This is a genomic window from Pedococcus sp. P2_E5, assembly GCF_056403895.1.
Genome location: NZ_JBFUEP010000010.1, coordinates 46188 through 63360, shown reverse-complemented (window position 1 = coordinate 63360; position 17173 = coordinate 46188). Strand labels below are relative to the sequence as shown.

At 70.7% G+C, this 17173-nt stretch carries 17 protein-coding genes; 16 read left to right on the top strand and 1 reads right to left on the bottom strand.

The window, feature by feature from the left end:
• Positions 1 to 4: 4 nt before the first annotated feature.
• Positions 5 to 973 carry an aldo/keto reductase gene (locus AC1DVZ_RS05070; protein WP_477617087.1) on the bottom strand — a complete coding sequence of 323 codons (969 nt, stop codon included), beginning with the start codon at positions 971 to 973 and terminating at the stop codon, positions 5 to 7.
• Between the two features lie 217 nt (positions 974 to 1190).
• Here AC1DVZ_RS05070 and efp point away from each other — a divergent pair, with 217 nt between their 5' ends.
• From efp to metK, 16 genes are all read left to right on the top strand, one after another.
• Complete coding sequence (efp, locus tag AC1DVZ_RS05065; protein WP_477617086.1) at positions 1191 to 1751, top strand: elongation factor P; 561 nt, start codon at positions 1191 to 1193, stop codon at positions 1749 to 1751.
• Positions 1752 to 2165, top strand: coding sequence for a transcription antitermination factor NusB (nusB, locus tag AC1DVZ_RS05060; protein ID WP_477617085.1), 414 nt, complete (start codon positions 1752 to 1754; stop codon positions 2163 to 2165).
• Positions 2166 to 2393: 228 nt separating this feature from the next.
• Positions 2394 to 2921, top strand: a complete 528-nt coding sequence (pyrR, locus tag AC1DVZ_RS05055; RefSeq protein ID WP_477617107.1) for a bifunctional pyr operon transcriptional regulator/uracil phosphoribosyltransferase PyrR — start codon at positions 2394 to 2396, stop codon at positions 2919 to 2921.
• On the top strand, positions 2918 to 3937 hold the full coding sequence (locus AC1DVZ_RS05050; RefSeq protein WP_477617084.1) for an aspartate carbamoyltransferase catalytic subunit: 1020 nt from the start codon (positions 2918 to 2920) through the stop codon (positions 3935 to 3937). The genes pyrR and AC1DVZ_RS05050 overlap by 4 nt, the downstream gene beginning before the upstream one ends.
• A complete protein-coding gene (locus AC1DVZ_RS05045; protein ID WP_477617083.1) occupies positions 3937 to 5226 on the top strand; it encodes a dihydroorotase in 1290 nt (429 codons plus the stop codon). The genes AC1DVZ_RS05050 and AC1DVZ_RS05045 overlap by 1 nt, the downstream gene beginning before the upstream one ends.
• The gene (locus tag AC1DVZ_RS05040; protein ID WP_477617082.1) at positions 5223 to 5846 is read left to right on the top strand and encodes a PH-like domain-containing protein; all 624 of its coding nucleotides are present in this window, start codon (positions 5223 to 5225) and stop codon (positions 5844 to 5846) included. Before AC1DVZ_RS05045 ends, AC1DVZ_RS05040 begins: the two co-directional genes overlap by 4 nt.
• A complete protein-coding gene (carA, locus tag AC1DVZ_RS05035) occupies positions 5843 to 7048 on the top strand; it encodes a glutamine-hydrolyzing carbamoyl-phosphate synthase small subunit (protein WP_477617081.1) in 1206 nt (401 codons plus the stop codon). Before AC1DVZ_RS05040 ends, carA begins: the two co-directional genes overlap by 4 nt.
• On the top strand, positions 7048 to 10413 hold the full coding sequence (gene carB / locus AC1DVZ_RS05030) for a carbamoyl-phosphate synthase large subunit (RefSeq protein WP_477617080.1): 3366 nt from the start codon (positions 7048 to 7050) through the stop codon (positions 10411 to 10413). Before carA ends, carB begins: the two co-directional genes overlap by 1 nt.
• On the top strand, positions 10410 to 11315 hold the full coding sequence (locus tag AC1DVZ_RS05025) for a dihydroorotate dehydrogenase electron transfer subunit (RefSeq protein ID WP_477617079.1): 906 nt from the start codon (positions 10410 to 10412) through the stop codon (positions 11313 to 11315). Before carB ends, AC1DVZ_RS05025 begins: the two co-directional genes overlap by 4 nt.
• Positions 11315 to 12271 (top strand): dihydroorotate dehydrogenase, encoded by a 957-nt coding sequence (locus AC1DVZ_RS05020; protein ID WP_477617078.1) that lies wholly within the window; start codon positions 11315 to 11317, stop codon positions 12269 to 12271. The genes AC1DVZ_RS05025 and AC1DVZ_RS05020 overlap by 1 nt, the downstream gene beginning before the upstream one ends.
• 2 nt (positions 12272 to 12273) lie before the next feature.
• Positions 12274 to 13128 carry an orotidine-5'-phosphate decarboxylase gene (gene pyrF, locus AC1DVZ_RS05015; protein ID WP_477617106.1) on the top strand — a complete coding sequence of 285 codons (855 nt, stop codon included), beginning with the start codon at positions 12274 to 12276 and terminating at the stop codon, positions 13126 to 13128.
• A 208-nt stretch (positions 13129 to 13336) separates the two neighbouring features.
• Positions 13337 to 13654 carry an integration host factor, actinobacterial type gene (gene mihF / locus AC1DVZ_RS05010; protein ID WP_179420118.1) on the top strand — a complete coding sequence of 106 codons (318 nt, stop codon included), beginning with the start codon at positions 13337 to 13339 and terminating at the stop codon, positions 13652 to 13654.
• Positions 13651 to 14235 carry a guanylate kinase gene (gene gmk / locus AC1DVZ_RS05005; protein ID WP_477617077.1) on the top strand — a complete coding sequence of 195 codons (585 nt, stop codon included), beginning with the start codon at positions 13651 to 13653 and terminating at the stop codon, positions 14233 to 14235. Before mihF ends, gmk begins: the two co-directional genes overlap by 4 nt.
• 54 nt (positions 14236 to 14289) lie before the next feature.
• The gene (rpoZ, locus tag AC1DVZ_RS05000) at positions 14290 to 14553 is read left to right on the top strand and encodes a DNA-directed RNA polymerase subunit omega (RefSeq protein ID WP_477617076.1); all 264 of its coding nucleotides are present in this window, start codon (positions 14290 to 14292) and stop codon (positions 14551 to 14553) included.
• A gap of 41 nt (positions 14554 to 14594) precedes the next feature.
• Positions 14595 to 15854, top strand: coding sequence for a bifunctional phosphopantothenoylcysteine decarboxylase/phosphopantothenate--cysteine ligase CoaBC (coaBC, locus tag AC1DVZ_RS04995; protein WP_477617075.1), 1260 nt, complete (start codon positions 14595 to 14597; stop codon positions 15852 to 15854).
• Between the two features lie 82 nt (positions 15855 to 15936).
• Positions 15937 to 17157 carry a methionine adenosyltransferase gene (metK, locus tag AC1DVZ_RS04990; RefSeq protein WP_477617074.1) on the top strand — a complete coding sequence of 407 codons (1221 nt, stop codon included), beginning with the start codon at positions 15937 to 15939 and terminating at the stop codon, positions 17155 to 17157.
• The last annotated feature ends 16 nt before the right edge of the window (positions 17158 to 17173 follow it).

Below are 17173 nucleotides of genomic sequence, written 5' to 3'. Positions count from 1 at the left end.
CCGGCTAGAGCTCGTCGAGCGCGACGAGGTCGGCGGCGGTGGGCTGCCAGCCGGCGGCTCGGGCGTTGCGGGTCACCTGCTCCGCGGTCGTCGCCCCGGCGATGACCGACGTGACGGCTGGCTGCGCCGCGAGACCGCCGATGGCGACGTCGAGCAGCTCGACGCCGCGCTCGGCCGCGAAGCCCTGCAGCGCCTCGACCCGGTCCCAGTCGGCCTCCGCGAGCCATCCCGCCCGGTCCGACTCCAGCGCGGCGCGCGAACCCTCGGGCGCGACGGCGCCCCGCCGGTACTTCCCGGTGAGCAGGCCACGGGCCAGGGGGAAGAACGGCAGGATGCCCAGCCCGAAGCGTTCGCAGGCAGGCGTCACCTCGTCCTCGACCGAGCGGTCCAGCAGCGAGTACTCGTTCTGGACGGACACGAACGACGCCAGCCCCGCTGTCGACGACGTCCACGAGGCGTCAGCCACCTGCCAGCCGTCGAAGTTCGAGCAGCCGAGGTAGAGCACCTTGCCCTCGCGGACCAGGTCGGTGAGCGCCTCGAGCGTCTCCTCGATCGGCGTCAGCGGGTCGGGCCGGTGCAGCTGGTAGAGGTCGATGTGGTCGGTCTGCAGCCGGCGCAGGCTGGCCTCGACCGCGCGGCGGACGTAGCGGCGTGAACCCAGCGCTCCGAAGTCCTCGCCGTTGGCTCCCTGCATGTCCATCCCGAACTTGGTCGCCAGCACGAACTCGTCCCGCTGACMGCGGAGGGCCTCGCCGAGCATCGACTCGCTCTGCCCGGGCTCGCCCCCGTAGATGTCGGCCGTGTCGAGCAGCGTCACGCCGGCGTCGCGGGCGGCGGACAGGATKGAACCCACCCCGACCTGGTCCACCCTGCGGCCGAAGGCGTTGCAGCCGACCCCGACGGCACTGACCATGAGGCCGCTCGACCCCAGTGGGCGGTAGGACATGTCCTGGGTGGTCTCGGTGGCGGTCATCCGCCCAGCCTAGGCGTGTGGGCCGTGAGGAGGGCTGGCCGTGACGCGGGTGCCCGCGTGGGGTCGGGGTGGCCGGCCAGCGATTCGGGGGACCGTGCGGCCGACGGCTAGACTGTCCGGCGATTCCCACCCCGAACCTTTCCGGGACTGCCGCGCGCGCTCAGCCACGCTGCACACCGGCTCATTTGGCTGACATTTCACAGAAGGTGACACACGCATGGCATCGACCAACGACCTCAAGAACGGCATGGTCCTCAACCTCGAGGGCCAGCTGTGGGCCGTCGTGGAGTTCCAGCACGTCAAGCCCGGCAAGGGCCCGGCGTTCGTGCGGACCAAGCTCAAGCACGTCCTGTCCGGCAAGGTCGTCGACAAGACGTTCAACGCGGGGCTGAAGGTCGAGACCGCCAATGTGGACCGTCGTGACATGCAGTACCTCTACAAGGACGGGACCGACTACGTCTTCATGGACGGGTCGACCTACGACCAGATCCACATCCCGGAGACCGTCGTCGGCGACGTCGCCAACTACCTCCTGGAGAACCAGAGCGCGCAGGTCGCGACGCACGAGGGCACCGTCCTCTACGTCGAGCTGCCGACGTCGGTCGTCCTCGAGATCACCTACACCGAGCCGGGCCTGCAGGGCGACCGCTCCACCGGTGGCACCAAGCCGGCCACCCTGGAGACCGGTGCGACGATCAACGTCCCGCTGTTCCTCGAGCAGGGCACCAAGGTCAAGGTCGACACCCGCGACGGCTCCTACCTCGGCCGAGTGAACTGAGTGGGCGCTCGGACCAAAGCACGCAAGCGGGCGATCGACCTCCTGTTCGAGGCCGAGAACCGGGGCCTGAACGCCCGCGACCTGCTCGCTGAGCGACTCGCGAAACCGGTCACAGAGGCACCGCTCAGCCAGTACACCTCCGACCTGGTCGAGGGCGTCGTCGCGCACTGGACAGACATCAACGAGCTGCTCGCGACCTACTCGCAGGGCTGGACCCTCGAGCGGATGCCCAGCGTCGACCGCGCGATCCTGCGCCTCGGGGCGTTCGAGGTGCTGTACGCGACCGAGGTCCCCGAGAGCGTCGCGATCGCCGAGGCCGTCGAGCTGGCCAAGAGCCTGTCCACCGACGACTCGCCGAAGTTCGTCAACGGCCTGCTCGGTCGCCTGGCCGAGGTCAAGCCCACCCTGGCCTGAGCCTCTCGGCGGGCCGGTATGCCGCGTGGTCCCGGCACCGGGTAGAGTCACCCGCGAAAGACATCCTTTAACGACCTGTCCTGTGAGGCAGGGAAGGAGGTCCTGACGCTGATGCGTCCTGACTTTGCTGCACCCTCGGCGGTTGAACGCGACGTTCCCGCCTCCCGCTCCGTCGACGCCTCCGGGGACGACTCCAGCAACAGCTCGGGCGACGACTCCCGCACCGTCATGACCGAGGCCGACGTGGCCCGCGTGCTGCGGCGGATCGCGCACGAGATCCTCGAGCACAACAAGGGCGCTGCCGACCTGGTCGTACTGGGCATCCCGACCCGGGGAGTCGCGCTGGCGCGCCGGCTGGCCGCACTGATCGAGGAGGTCGAGGGGGTGCCGGTGGCCGTCGGCGCGCTCGACGTCACCATGCACCGTGACGACCTGCGCAGGCAGCCGACCCGCAGCCCGATGCACACCGACATCCCCGCGAGCGGCATCGACGACAAGGTCGTGGTGCTCGTCGACGACGTGCTCTACTCCGGCCGCACGGTCCGCGCGGCGCTGGACGCGCTGTCCGACCTCGGTCGTCCGCGCATCGTGCGCCTCGCCGTCCTCGTGGACCGGGGTCACCGCGAGCTGCCGATCCGGGCCGACCACGTGGGCAAGAACCTGCCGACGTCGAGCACGGAGAAGGTACGGGTGCGGCTCAGCGAACCCGACCACGTCCAGGACCAGGTCACCATCGCCGGTGGGGAGGCCCGATGACCGCCGCCGCCACCACCGCCAGCACCACCCCCACCACCACGCGCGAGCAGCAGGCGGGCACCCGGCATACCAAGCGGCACCTGCTGTCGTCCGCGGACCTGAGCCGTGAGCAGGTCCGGGCCATCCTCGACACCGCCTCGGAGATGCACGGCGTCCAGCAGCGCGAGGTCAAGAAGCTCCCGACCCTGCGCGGGCGCACGGTCGTGAACCTGTTCTTCGAGGACTCGACGCGCACGCGTAGCTCCTTCGAGATCGCCGGCAAGTGGCTGTCGGCCGACGTCATCAACATCAGTGGCAAGGGTTCGTCGACGTCCAAGGGGGAGTCGCTGCGCGACACCGTCCTGACCGTGGCCGCCATGGGGGTGGACGCCCTGGTGATCCGTCACCACGCGAGCGGCGCCGCCCACCAGGTCAGCCAGTGGGTCGACGCGCACGTCATCAACGCCGGGGACGGGATGCACGAGCACCCGACCCAGGCGCTGCTCGACGCCTACACGATGGAGCGCCGGCTCGGTGACCTCGAGGGGCGGCACGTCGTCATCGTCGGCGACCTGACCCATTCACGCGTCGTGCGCTCCAACCTGATCACGCTCAAGACCCTCGGCGCTCGGATCACCCTCGTGGCACCGCCGACCCTGATGCCCAGCGGCATCACGACGTGGGCGCAGGCAGAGGGCTTCACGCTGTCGCACGACTTCGACGCGGTGCTGCCGACGGCGGACGCGGTGATGATGCTGCGGGTCCAGCGCGAGCGGATGAGCGGCGGGTTCTTCCCGACGGCACGCGAGTACACCGTCGGCTACGGCCTGACCCGCGCGCGGCTCGACGCCCTCACGGCGGCCAACCCCGACGCGGTCATCTGCCACCCGGGCCCGATGAACCGCGGACTGGAGATCGCGGCCGACGCCGCCGACGGAGCCCAGTCGCTCATCCTCGACCAGGTCAGCGCGGGCGTCGCGGTGCGGATGAGCGTGCTCTACCACCTGCTCGCCGGTGGCGAAGGAGAGGACGGCTGATGGCCACGCTGCTCGTCACGGGGGCGAACCTGCTCGGGTCCGGCGCCCAGGACCTGCTCATCGAGGACGGGGTGATCACCGAGGTCGGGTCGATCCGCTCGGCCAAGGGCGCCGATGTCCTGGACGCCGACGGCCTGGTCGCGCTCCCGGGTCTGGTCGACCTGCACACCCACCTGCGCGAGCCGGGCCGCGAGGACGCCGAGACGATCGCCTCGGGCTCCGCGGCCGCGGCCGTCGGCGGCTTCACGGCGATCCTCGCGATGGCCAACACCAGCCCGGTCACGGACACCGCCGAGGCGGCCGAGCGCATCCTCGACCTGGGCCGGGCGACCGGACTGGTCGACGTCGTGCCCGTGGGCGCCGTCACCAAGGGCCTCGACGGTGAGGAGCTCGCCGAGCTCGGCCTGATGCACCGGTCCCGGGCCGCCGTGACCGTCTTCTCCGACGACGGGCACTGCGTCCACAACGCCCGGGTGATGCGCCGTGCCCTCGAGTACGTCCGTGCCTTCGGCGGCGTCGTGTCGCAGCACGCCCAGGATCCCCACCTGGCCGGCCCGAACGCCTGCGCCCACGAGGGCGAGCTCTCGGGTCGCCTCGGCCTGCCCGGCTGGCCCGGCATCGCCGAGGAGTCGATCGTGGCTCGCGACGTCATGCTGGCCCGCCACACGGGTTCGCGGGTGCACGTCGCCCACGTCTCCACCGCGGGCACCGTCGAGGTGGTCCGCTGGGCCAAGGCCCAGGGAATCGCCGTGACGGCCGAGGTCACGCCGCACCACCTGGTGCTGACCACCGACCTGCTCGCGGGCTACGACCCCACCTACAAGGTGAACCCCCCGCTGCGTCCGCAGGAGGACGTCGACGCCCTGCGCGCCGCACTGGCCGACGGCACCATCGACGCGGTCGCGACCGACCACGCCCCGCACGCCCGCCACGACAAGGAGCACGCGTTCATCGACGCGGCCTTCGGCATGCTGGGGCTCGAGACGGCGCTCTCGGTCGTCAGCGACGTGATGGTCGGCGGCGGTCTGCTCGACTGGGCCGGTGTCGCGAGGGTGATGTCCGTGGCCCCAGCCCGGATCGCCGGGTTGGGCTCGCACGGACGGCCGCTCGCGGCGGGTTCGCCGGCTCACCTCACCCTGGTCGACCCCACCGCGACGGTCACGGTCGACCGCGGCTCGTCGCTGTCGCTGTCCCGCAACAACCCCTGGCACGGCCGCACCCTGCGCGGTGCCGTTCACGCCACGGTCTTCGCCGGTCGCGTGACGGCCCAGAAGGGAGCCATCGCGTGACCCGACTGCAAGCCGTGGGCGTGATGCTCGTGGCCCTCGGCCTCGTCTATGCCCTGCTGTATGCCGCGTGGCTGCGCAAGCGGCGCGAGCACGAGTCCGCGGCGATCGCCCTCGAGCGCAACCGCACGACGCGCGACCACGCCCTGGAGGCTCCGGCCCTCAAGGAGAAGCCGCCGCAGGTCATCGCGGAGGGAACGTACGTGAGCACCACCACCGCGGAGAGCAGGCTGGAGCGGGTCACGGTGGAGGGTCTCGGCAACCGCGCCAAGGCGACCCTCATCGTCAGTCGCGGTGACATCGACGAGCTGGTCCGCATCGACCGGCAGGGCGAGGCCACCGTCATCATCCCGGCTGCCCGGCTCATCTCCGCCCGCCGGGACCGCGGCATGGTCGGCAAGTTCGTCGGCGCCAACCGCCTCGTGGTGCTGCAGTGGCGGGCCGAGAACGGCGAGGTCTACGAGACCGGCTTCCTGCCCCGGTTCAAGGCGGACGTCGAACGCGTCGAGTCGGCCCTGTGGTGGCACACCGGGGACCAACCTGACCCGAGTCAGAGTGCCGGGACGACCCAGCCGGACGAGGCGCCCACCGATTCCGAGACCGAAGGAAAGACGACATCATGAGCGCCGCTGCACACGGGTTCGACCTGGACCCTGCTCTTGACAGGGCCCCCGCGGTACTCGTCCTCGAGGACGGGCGCATCTTCCGGGGCGACACCTACGGCGCCACCGGTCAGACGGTGGGGGAGGCGGTCTTCTCCACCGGGATGACCGGCTACCAGGAGACCCTCACCGACCCGAGCTACCACCGGCAGGTCGTCGTCATGACGGCTCCCCACGTCGGCAACACGGGGGTCAACGACGACGACAACGAGTCGGACCGCTTCTGGGTGGCGGGCTACGTCGTACGCGACCCCGCCCTGCGCCCGTCCAACTGGCGCTCCCAGCGGTCGCTGGAGGATGCACTGGTCGACCAGGGAGTGGTGGGAATCAGCGGGATCGACACCCGCGCGCTGACCCGGCACCTGCGCGAACGGGGCGCGATGCGGGTCGGCATCTTCTCCGGTGAGCGGGCCGGGCTGCCTTTGACCGAGCTGGTCAACGCCGTCCAGCGGGCTCCGCTGATGAAGGGCGCCGCGCTGGCCGCCGAGGTGAGCACGAAGCAGACCTACGTCGTGCCGGCGGTCGGGGAGCGACGGTTCACCGTGGCCGCCCTCGATCTCGGGATCAAGGCCATGACGCCGACGCTGATGGCCCAGCACGGCATCGAGGTCCACGTCCTGCCGGCTTCCTCGACGATCGAGGACATCCGCGCGGTGGGGGAGAGCGGCCCCGACGGCGTGTTCTTCTCCAACGGACCCGGCGACCCTGCGACCGCAGACGCCGAGGTGGCTGTCCTGCGCCAGGTGCTCGACGCGCGGATCCCGTTCTTCGGCATCTGCTTCGGCAACCAGCTGCTCGGGCGGGCGCTGGGCTTCGGCACCTACAAGCTGAAGTACGGCCACCGGGGGATCAACCAGCCGGTGATGGACCGCAGCACCGGCAAGGTCGAGGTCACGGCCCACAACCACGGGTTCGCCGTCGACGCCCCCCTGGACGAGGCGGTCGCCGCGCCCGCAGACGAAGCCGACGGCACGGCATACGGACGGGTCAGGGTGTCGCACGTGTGCCTCAACGACGACGTGGTCGAGGGGCTGGAATGCCTTGACCTGCCTGCCTACTCGGTCCAGTACCACCCGGAGGCGGCCGCCGGTCCGCACGACGCGGGCTACCTGTTCGACCGGTTCGTAAAACTCATGCAGGACAAGAAGGGGAGCGGCGCCTGATGCCCAAGCGCGACGACATCAAGAGCGTTCTCGTCATCGGCTCGGGGCCGATCGTCATCGGTCAGGCCTGTGAGTTCGACTACTCCGGCACGCAAGCCTGTCGGGTGCTGCGCGAGGAGGGCATCCGGGTGATCCTGGTCAACTCCAACCCGGCGACGATCATGACCGACCCGGAGTTCGCCGACGCGACCTATGTCGAGCCGATCACCCCTGACATCGTCGAGGCGATCATCGCCCGCGAGCGACCGGACGCCGTGCTCGCGACCCTGGGCGGCCAGACCGCCCTCAACTGTGCGATCGCCCTGCACGAGTCCGGCGTCCTGGAGAAGTACGACTGCCCCCTCATCGGCGCCAATGTCGAGGCGATCCAGCTCGGCGAGGACCGCGAGAAGTTCAAGGGCGTCGTGGAGCGCTGCGGGGCCGAGTCGGCGAAGTCCACGATCTGCCACACGATGGACGAATGCCTCACTGCCGCAACCGAGCTCGGCTATCCCGTCGTCGTGCGTCCGTCGTTCACCATGGGCGGCCTCGGGTCCGGCTTCGCCTACGACGAGAAGGACCTTCGGCGCATCGCCGGCGACGGCCTCCAGTACTCGCCGACGACAGAGGTGCTCCTCGAGGAGTCCATCACGGGCTGGAAGGAGTACGAGCTCGAGGTGATGCGCGACCACGTCGACAACGTCGTGGTGGTCTGCTCCATCGAGAACCTCGACCCGATGGGCGTGCACACGGGTGACTCCATCACCGTGGCCCCTGCACTGACCCTGACCGACCGGGAGTACCAGCGCCTCCGGGACATCGGCATCGCCATCATCCGTGAGGTGGGCGTCGACACCGGCGGCTGCAACATCCAGTTCGCGGTGAACCCCGTCGACGGCCGGATCATCGTCATCGAGATGAACCCGCGGGTGTCGCGGTCGTCCGCGCTGGCCTCGAAGGCCACCGGCTTCCCGATCGCGAAGATCGCCGCGAAGATGGCGATCGGCTACACCCTCGACGAGGTGCCCAACGACATCACCCGCGAGACGCCGGCCAGCTTCGAGCCCAGCCTGGACTACGTCGTCGTCAAGGTGCCGAGGTTCGCGTTCGAGAAGTTCCCGGCCGCCGACCCCACCCTGACCACCACGATGAAGTCGGTGGGCGAGGCGATGTCGATCGGCCGCAACTTCACCGAGGCCCTGCAGAAGGCGCTGCGGTCGATGGAGCGCAAGGACAGCACGTTCCACTGGGACGGCCCGACCCCGAGCGAGGACCAGGCCCGCACCTTCCTGCACGCCGCGAAGACGCCCACGGACGGGCGGATCGTCACGGTCCAGCAGGCGATGCGCGGTGGCTTGTCCGTCGAGGAGGTCCACGAGGCCACCGGCATCGACCCGTGGTTCCTCGACCAGATGGCGCTGATCAACGCCATCGCCGACCGGGTCGTCGCGGCGCCCGAGCTCACGCCGACGCTCCTGCGGCTGGCCAAGCGGCACGGCTTCAGCGACGTCCAGCTCGCCTCGCTGCGGGGTATGCCGGAGGCGGTCGTCCGCGGCGTGCGGCACGCCCTGGGGGTGCGCCCGGTCTACAAGACGGTCGACACCTGCGCGGCAGAGTTCGCCGCGACGACGCCGTACCACTACAGCACCTACGACGAGGAGACCGAGGTGGCGCCGCGGGAGAAGCCCGCCGTGCTCATCCTCGGCAGTGGTCCCAACCGGATCGGGCAGGGTGTCGAGTTCGACTACTCGTGCGTCCACGCCAGCTTCGCCCTGCGCGATGCCGGCTACGACACGGTGATGGTCAACTGCAACCCCGAGACCGTGTCCACCGACTACGACACGAGCAGTCGGCTCTACTTCGAACCGCTGACCCTCGAGGACGTGCTCGAGGTCGTGCACGCCGAGCAGCAGGCCGGCCCGGTCGCGGGTGTCATCGTCCAGCTCGGCGGCCAGACGCCGCTGGGTCTCGCCAAGGCGCTCAAGGAGGCCGGCGTTCCCATCGTCGGCACCAGCCCCGAGGCCATCGACCTCGCCGAGGACCGCGGTGCCTTCGGGCGCGTCCTCGCCGAGGCCCAGCTGCCGGCACCCAAGCACGGCACGGCCTACAGCGCCGCCGAGGCGGTGGAGGTGGCCCGCGAGATCGGCTACCCCGTCCTCGTTCGCCCGTCGTACGTCCTCGGCGGGCGCGGCATGGAGATCGTCTACGACGACGAGACCCTGGCCACGTACGTCACCCGGGCCACTGTGGCGAGCCCCGAGCACCCCGTCCTCGTGGACCGCTTCCTCGACGACGCCATCGAGATCGACGTGGACGCGCTCTACGACGGCACGGACATGTACCTCGGCGGGATCATGGAGCACATCGAGGAGGCCGGCATCCACTCCGGCGACTCGGCCTGCACCCTGCCGCCGGTGACGCTGGGTGTGGCCGAGCTGGAACGCGTCCGCGAGGCGACCCTCAAGCTGGCCGAGGGCATCGGCGTGCGCGGCCTGATGAACGTCCAGTTCGCCCTGGCCCAGGACATCCTCTACGTCCTGGAGGCCAACCCCCGCGCGTCCCGCACCGTCCCGTTCGTGGCCAAGGCGACCGGGGTGCCGGTCGCCAAGGCTGCCGCGCGCGTGATGCTGGGCGCCACCATCAAGGAGCTGCGCGAGGAGGGCCTGCTGCCGCCGCACGGCGACGGCGGCTCGATGCCCGCCCACGCACCGGTGGCCGTCAAGGAGGCGGTGCTGCCCTTCAAGCGGTTCCGCACCCGCGACGGCCAGGTCGTCGACAGCCTGCTCGGCCCCGAGATGCGCTCGACCGGTGAGGTCATGGGCATCGACCAGGACTTCGGGACGGCGTTCGCCAAGGGAATGCTCGCGGCCGGCTCCGGGCTGCCGCGCGAAGGCAGGATCTTCGTCTCGGTGGCCAACCGCGACAAGCGCGCGATGATCTTCCCGGTCAAGCGCCTCGCCGACCTCGGCTTCACCATCGTCGCCACGACGGGCACCGCGGATGTGCTGCGGCGCAACGGGATCCCGTCCGAGGTGGTCCACAAGCACAGCGAGCGAACGGCCGGTGACGAGAGCATCGTCGACCTCATCCTCGCGGGAGAGATCGCGATGGTCGTCAACACCCCGAGCGGTCCCAACGCCCGGGCCGACGGCTACGCCATCCGCGCCGCCACGACGTCGATGGACAAGCCGATCGTCACCACCGTGCAGGAGCTGGCGGCGGCCGTGCAGGGCATCGAGGCGCAGATGCACGGAGTCTTCACCGTGAAGCCGTTGCAGGAGCACGCCCGCGACCTCGACCTCTACGACACGGGCACCGGCAAGGGGCCCCTCCGGTCGAGCAGCCCGGCCCCCGGTGCCGGCATCGGGGCGGGAGGGACCGCGTGAGCGCGGCGACCACGCGGCATACCTCGCAGGGCAGTGGCGTCGTGCAGGTGACCGGCGAGCTGATCGCGACCCGACGCGTCGGCGCGTACCACCACCTCACCTTCGTGGCCCCCGGACTGGCCGAGCTGGCCCACCCGGGTCAGTTCGTGGCCCTCGCGGTGGGTGGCGACACCAGCGCCACCCTGCTGCGCCGGTGCTTCTCGATCCACAAGGTCAGCCCGTCGGGCACCTACGGCGGCACCGTCGACGTCGTGATCTCGGCCGTCGGGCCGGGCACGCGGTGGCTCAGCACGCTGCGCGCCCACGACGAGGTCGACATCGTCGGACCGCTCGGCCGCCCCTTCCCGCTGCCCAAGGAGCCGGTGGCCTGTGTGCTCGTCGGAGGCGGCTACGGCAGCGCGCCGCTGTTCTGGCTGGCCGAGGCGCTGCGCGCGCGGGGCTGCCACGTCGAGATGGTCCTCGGGGCCGCCACCGAGTCCAAGCTGTTCGGAGTCGTCGAGGCACGTCGGTACGCCGACGGTGTCTCGGTGACGACCGACGACGGTTCGGCCGGCACCAGGGGCTGGGTCTCCGACGTGCTGCCGGAGGTCATCCGGCGCACCGGCGCGTCGGTCGTCTACGGCTGCGGTCCGATGGGCATGCTCAGGTCGATCACGGACGTCGCCGCCGCCGAGGGTGCGGTCGCCCAGGTGGCGGTGGAGGAGTCCATGGCGTGCGGCGTGGGCGTGTGCATGACCTGCGTCATGCCCGTCACGGGCAACGACGGGGCCACCCGGATGGTGCGGTCCTGCGTGGAGGGGCCGGTCTTCCGCGGTGACCGCGTCCGGTGGGACGCCTTCGCCGACGGGGTATGCCGGGTGCCCGCCGACACGGTCGGCGCACCCCGGGTGGGTGGCCACTGATGACGGTCGACATGTCGGTGCGGCTCGGATCGGTGACGCTGCCGAGCCCGATGATGACGGCCTCGGGGTGTGCTGCGAACGGTCGCGAGCTGGCGCGGTTCTTCGACATCCGCGAGCTCGGCGCGTTCGTCACCAAGTCGGTGATGGCCGACCCTCGGTCGGGGCGCGGCACGCCGCGGATGGCCGAGACGCCCGCCGGGATGCTCAACTCGATCGGGCTCCAGGGGCCGGGAATCTCGGCGTTCGTCGACAAGGACCTTGCCTGGCTCAAGCAGGTCGGGGCCCGGACCCTGGTCTCCATCGCCGGCAACACCAGCGGCGAGTTCGCCGACGTGGCGGCGACCCTGCGGGCGAGCGACGCCTTCGACGCGGTCGTGGGCGTGGAGGTCAACATCTCCTGCCCGAACGTCGCCAACCGCGGCCTCGTGTTCGCGTGCGACCCCATGGCCAGTGCCAAGGTCGTCGCGCTCGTGCGCGAGCAGCTGCCGCGGGACATCCCCATCTTCGCCAAGCTCACTCCCGATGTGACCGACATCGTCGGCGTGGCCCAGGCCTGCGTGAAGGCGGGTGCCGACGGGCTCACCATGATCAACACGTTGCTGGGCATGGTCATCGACACCGACCGGCTGCGGCCGCAGGTGGCGGGGGTGACGGGCGGCCTGTCCGGTCCCGCGATCCGGCCGGTGGCCGTCCGGGCCGTCTGGCAGACCCGGGCCGCGATGCTCGAGGGGCGCCTCCCGACGGTGCCGATCATCGGGGTCGGGGGAGTGCGCACGGGGCGTGACGCCCTTGAGCTGGTCGCGGCCGGTGCGAGCGCAGTGCAGGTGGGCACCGCCACGTTCAACGACCCCAGCGCACCCGTGCGAGTGGGTCGTGAACTGGCAGAACTGTTGCAGGACAAGGGATTCGAGCGGCTCACCGATGCAGTCGGTGTGGCCCACGGGAGGTTGGCGTGACCATCACGGAGTTGACGTTCGGACAACGGCTGCGCGGGGCGATGGACAGTCATGGCCCCCTGTGTGCGGGGATCGACCCCCACCGCGCCCTGGTCGAGTCGTGGGGACTCGGGTACGACGTCGACGGGCTGGCCGCCTTCACCGACGCGTGCGTCGAGGCGTTTGCCGGGCACGTCGGGGTGGTGAAGCCGCAGTCGGCCTTCTTCGAGGTGTTCGGGTCGCGAGGGGTCGCCATCCTGGAGCGGGCCATCCTCGCCCTGCGTGAGGCGGGCACGCTCGTGATCCTCGACGCCAAGCGCGGCGACATCGGCTCGACCATGGCGGCCTACGCCGAGGCCTACCTCGGCAAGGACGCGGTGGCGCCCGCCGATGCCGTCACGGTGAGCCCGTACCTGGGGTTCGAGTCCCTGCGGCCGGCTCTCGACCTCGCGGCCCAGACCGGACGGGGTGTCTTCGTCCTGGGGCTGACGTCCAACCCCGAGGGCCGCACGGTCCAGCACGCCCGGCTGCGCGACGTCAGCGTCGCCGAGTCGATGGTGGCCGGTGCGGGAGGCGAGAACGCCGCGGCCCGGGAGCGTGGCGAGCTCGGAAGCGTGGGCCTCGTGGTCGGGGCGACCGTCGGCTCTGCGGTCCAGGAGCTCGGTCTCGACCTCGCTGGTGCCACCGCACCGCTGCTCGCGCCCGGGGTCGGGGCCCAGGGCGGCACGAGCGAGGACCTGCGGCGCGTGTTCGGGGACGCCCTGCCCAACGTGCTGCCCGCCAGCAGTCGTGACGTCCTCAGTGCCGGGCCCGACGTGGCGGCACTGCGCGACCGCGCCGTCCGCACGAACGAGTCCCTGGCGGCACTCCTGCGCTGAGCCCTCCGGTGCTCAGCCCTCCCTGCGCTGAGCGCTCCGGCTGAGCACGGCGCCGGGCGCACCGAGCGGCGGTGGGGACACTCGGCTCCGCCTGCTGTGACCGGCGCCATGGAGCCTCGACGGGAAACCCGGCGGCGCGGTTGCTAGAGTCGGAAGAGATCACCCAGACACGAACCCGTGCCGAACCGCTTGCGCAAGGAGTACCACCGTGGCCCTTCCCCCGTTGACCCCGGAGCAGCGTGCGGCGGCCCTCGAGAAGGCTGCCGTCGCCCGCCGCGAGCGAGCTGCGGTGAAGAACCGGCTGAAGTATGCCCAGGGTTCGCTCAAGGAGGTCATCGCCGACGGCAAGGCCAACGAGGTCGTCGGCAAGATGAAGGTCTCGGCGCTGCTCGAGTCGATGCCGGGCGTGGGCCGGGTCCGTGCCCGCCAGATCATGGAGGAGGTCGGCATCTCCGAGAGCCGGCGCGTCCGCGGCCTCGGTGCCAACCAGATCTCCGCGCTGCTCACCCGCTTCGACGAGGCGTGAGCCGAACCGCTTCCGTCGGCGAGGACCGCCCCCGGCGGCTCGTCGTCCTCGCTGGACCCACCGCCGTCGGCAAGGGCACCCTGTCGTCGTATGTCCGCGACAACTTCCCCGAGGTCTGGCTCTCGGTCAGCGCCACCACCCGCAGGCCACGGCCGGGTGAGGTCGAGGGCGTCCACTACCACTTCGTCGACGAGCCCGAGTTCGCGCGGATGGAGCAGGCCGGTGAGCTCCTGGAGTCGGCCGTCGTGCACGGTCGCAACCACTACGGGACCCCGCGCGCTCCGGTGGAGCGGGCGCTGCGTGAGCACCGGATGACCCTGCTCGAGATCGACCTCCAGGGCGCCCGGCAGGTGCGGGACACCATGCCCGAGGCCTTGTTCGTCTTCCTCGCCCCGCCCAGCTGGGACGAGCTCGTGCGCCGGCTGGTCGGTCGCGGCACCGAGGACGCGGAGGAGCGGGGCCGTCGGCTCGACACCGCGAAGGTCGAGATGGCCGCCGAGGACGAGTTCGACGTGACCATCGTCAACGACGACGTTCGTCGTGCGGCGGAAGAACTCGTATCATTGATGCGATCGCACTGACCCGACAGTTGCCCTTGATCAACAGCTGCATCTACCAACAGAAGTGAGTACCCCGTGTCTGGAACCGTCGCCAACCCGATCGGCATCACCAACCCGCCGATCGACGACCTGCTCACCAAGGCCGACTCCAAGTACGCCCTGGTCATCTACTCGGCCAAGCGCGCCCGCCAGATCAACGCGTACTACAGCCAGCTGCAGGAGGGCCTGCTCGAGAACGTAGGCCCGCTCGTCGACAGCCAGGTCCACGAGAAGCCGATGTCGATCGCCCTGCGCGAGATCAACGAGGGCCTGGTCACCTCCGAGCCGATCGAGAGCTGAGCCCGGACACGGGCCGGACGAGAGCGGGGGACAGGGGCGCCATGGCGCGCATCGTCCTGGGTGTCAGCGGCGGGATCGCGGCCTACAAGGCGTGCTCGCTGCTGCGCCTGTTCACCGAGGCGGGCCATGACGTCACCGTGGTGCCGACCGAGTCGGCGCTCCAGTTCGTCGGAGCCCCCACGTGGGAGGCCCTGTCCGGCAAGCCCGTGCACACCGGGGTCTGGGACTCGGTGCACGAGGTGCCGCACGTGCGCCTCGGGCAGACCGCCGACCTGGTCGTCGTCGCGCCCGCCACGGCCGACCTGCTGGCCAAGGCCGCGCACGGCCTGGCCGGCGACCTGCTCACCAACGTCCTGCTGACAGCCCGCTGCCCCGTGGTCATGGCGCCGGCGATGCACACCGAGATGTGGGACCACGCGGCCACCCAGGCCAACATCTCCACCCTCGCCGAACGCGGCATACACATCATCCCGCCCGCGTCGGGGCGCCTCACCGGCGCCGACACGGGGCCGGGTCGCCTCCCCGAGCCCGAGACGTTGTATGCCGTGTGCGAGCGGATCCTCGCCCACCCCGCACCCCACACCGATCGTGGGACTCCTGCCACGACATCCGAGCTCGCCGGCCGCAAGGTGGTCATCACTGCGGGAGGGACTCGGGAGCCGATCGACCCGGTGCGGTTCCTGGGGAACCGCAGCTCGGGCAAGCAGGGCTACGCCCTCGCCGTGGTGGCCGCCCGGCGTGGAGCGACCGTGACCCTGCTCGCCGCCAACACGTCCCTGCCCGCACCGACGGGCGTGACCGTGGTGCCGGTCTCCACCGCGCTCGAGCTGCAGGCGGCGGTGGAGGTGGCTGCCAAGGACGCCGACGTCGTCGTGATGGCTGCTGCCGTGGCCGACTTCCGGCCGGCGCACTACACGGAGGCCAAGATCAAGAAGGAGTTCGGTGTCCCGGGTGGCCCCGAGGCGGAGTCCGCGCCGACCATCGAGCTGGTTCGCAACCCCGACATCCTCGCGGGTCTCGTGGAGTCGCGCGGTGAGGAGGCCAGCCCCGTGATCGTCGGCTTCGCCGCCGAGACCGGGGACGCCCAGGGCGGGGTCCTCGAGCACGGCCGCGACAAGCTGGCTCGCAAGGGCTGCGACCTGCTCGTCGTGAACGAGGTGGGCGCCGACAAGACCTTCGGCCAGGACGACAACACCATCCACATCCTGCGGCTGGGGTCCAGCCACGTCACCGACGCCGGACCGGCCTCGAAGGAGCTCGTCGCCGCCGTAGTGTGGGACGCCGTCCAGGAGATCCTCTGACCTAGGTAGACTCTCGGGGTCGCGCGGCCCGTCGCCGTAGCGCCCAGCATCGTCAGCATTCGCTGCTCCAAAGGAGAAATGAGTGTCCGCWCGCCTGTTCACSTCCGAGTCCGTCACCGAGGGCCACCCGGACAAGATCTGTGACCAGATCTCCGACGCGATCCTGGACGCCATGCTCGACCAGGACCCGGGCAGCCGGGTCGCGGTCGAGACGATGGTGACGACAGGCCTGGTCCACGTGGCTGGCGAGGTCACCACCGAGGCCTACGTCGAGATCCCCAAGATCGTGCGCGACACGGTGCTCGGCATCGGCTACGACTCCTCCACCAAGGGTTTCGACGGCGCCTCCTGCGGTGTCGAGGTCTCGATCGGCCAGCAGAGCCCCGACATCGCCCAGGGCGTCGACACGGCGTACGAGAACCGCACCGGTGGCGTCGACCCGCTCGACAAGCAGGGGGCGGGCGACCAGGGCCTGATGTTCGGGTATGCCTGCGAGGACACCGCCGAGCTGATGCCGCTGCCGATCCACCTCGCGCACCGGCTGGCCGAGCGCCTCACCACCGTGCGCAAGAGCGGCGAGGTCGCCTACCTGCGCCCTGACGGCAAGACCCAGGTGACCATCGGCTACGACGGCGACAAGGCCGTCAGGCTCGACACGGTCGTCCTGTCCACCCAGCACGCCGAGGACATCTCGCTCGACGGACTGCTCGCGCCCGACATCATCGAGCACGTGATCAAGCCCGTCCTGGCCGAGCTGGCCGACGAGGGCACCGAGCTCGACCTCTCCGACTACCGCACGCTGATCAACCCGACCGGCAACTTCGTCATCGGCGGCCCGATGGGCGACGCCGGGCTCACCGGTCGCAAGATCATCGTCGACACCTACGGCGGCATGTCCCGCCACGGTGGCGGCGCGTTCTCCGGCAAGGACCCGTCGAAGGTCGACCGCTCGGCCGCCTACGCCATGCGCTGGGTCGCCAAGAACGTCGTCGCCGCAGGGCTGGCCCGCCGCTGCGAGGTCCAGGTCGCCTACGCCATCGGCAAGGCCCAGCCGGTCGGCCTCTACGTCGAGACCTTCGGCACCGAGAGCGTGCCCGTCGACAAGATCCAGGCCGCGATCTCGAAGGTCTTCGACCTGCGCCCGGGCGCTATCGTCCAGGACCTCGACCTGCTGCGCCCGATCTACAAGCCGACGGCGGCCTACGGCCACTTCGGCCGCACCCAGGCGGGCCACGTGGAGAACCCCTTCACGTGGGAGCGCACCGACCGCATCGACGCACTGCAGAAGGCCGTCAAGGACTGACGGCCCCCTCCGCTAG

Excerpts from the sequence above, each read along its gene's own strand:
- AC1DVZ_RS05020 (WP_477617078.1), top strand. The coding sequence starts at position 11,315 with ATGACGGTCGACATGTCGGTGCGGCTCGGATCGGTGACGCTGCCGAGC.
- AC1DVZ_RS05045 (WP_477617083.1), top strand. The coding sequence starts at position 3,937 with ATGGCCACGCTGCTCGTCACGGGGGCGAACCTGCTCGGGTCCGGCGCC.
- pyrR (WP_477617107.1), top strand. The coding sequence starts at position 2,394 with ATGACCGAGGCCGACGTGGCCCGCGTGCTGCGGCGGATCGCGCACGAG.
- coaBC (WP_477617075.1), top strand. The coding sequence starts at position 14,595 with ATGGCGCGCATCGTCCTGGGTGTCAGCGGCGGGATCGCGGCCTACAAG.
- carA (WP_477617081.1), top strand. The coding sequence starts at position 5,843 with ATGAGCGCCGCTGCACACGGGTTCGACCTGGACCCTGCTCTTGACAGG.
- carB (WP_477617080.1), top strand. The coding sequence starts at position 7,048 with ATGCCCAAGCGCGACGACATCAAGAGCGTTCTCGTCATCGGCTCGGGG.
- efp (WP_477617086.1), top strand. The coding sequence starts at position 1,191 with ATGGCATCGACCAACGACCTCAAGAACGGCATGGTCCTCAACCTCGAG.
- AC1DVZ_RS05050 (WP_477617084.1), top strand. The coding sequence starts at position 2,918 with ATGACCGCCGCCGCCACCACCGCCAGCACCACCCCCACCACCACGCGC.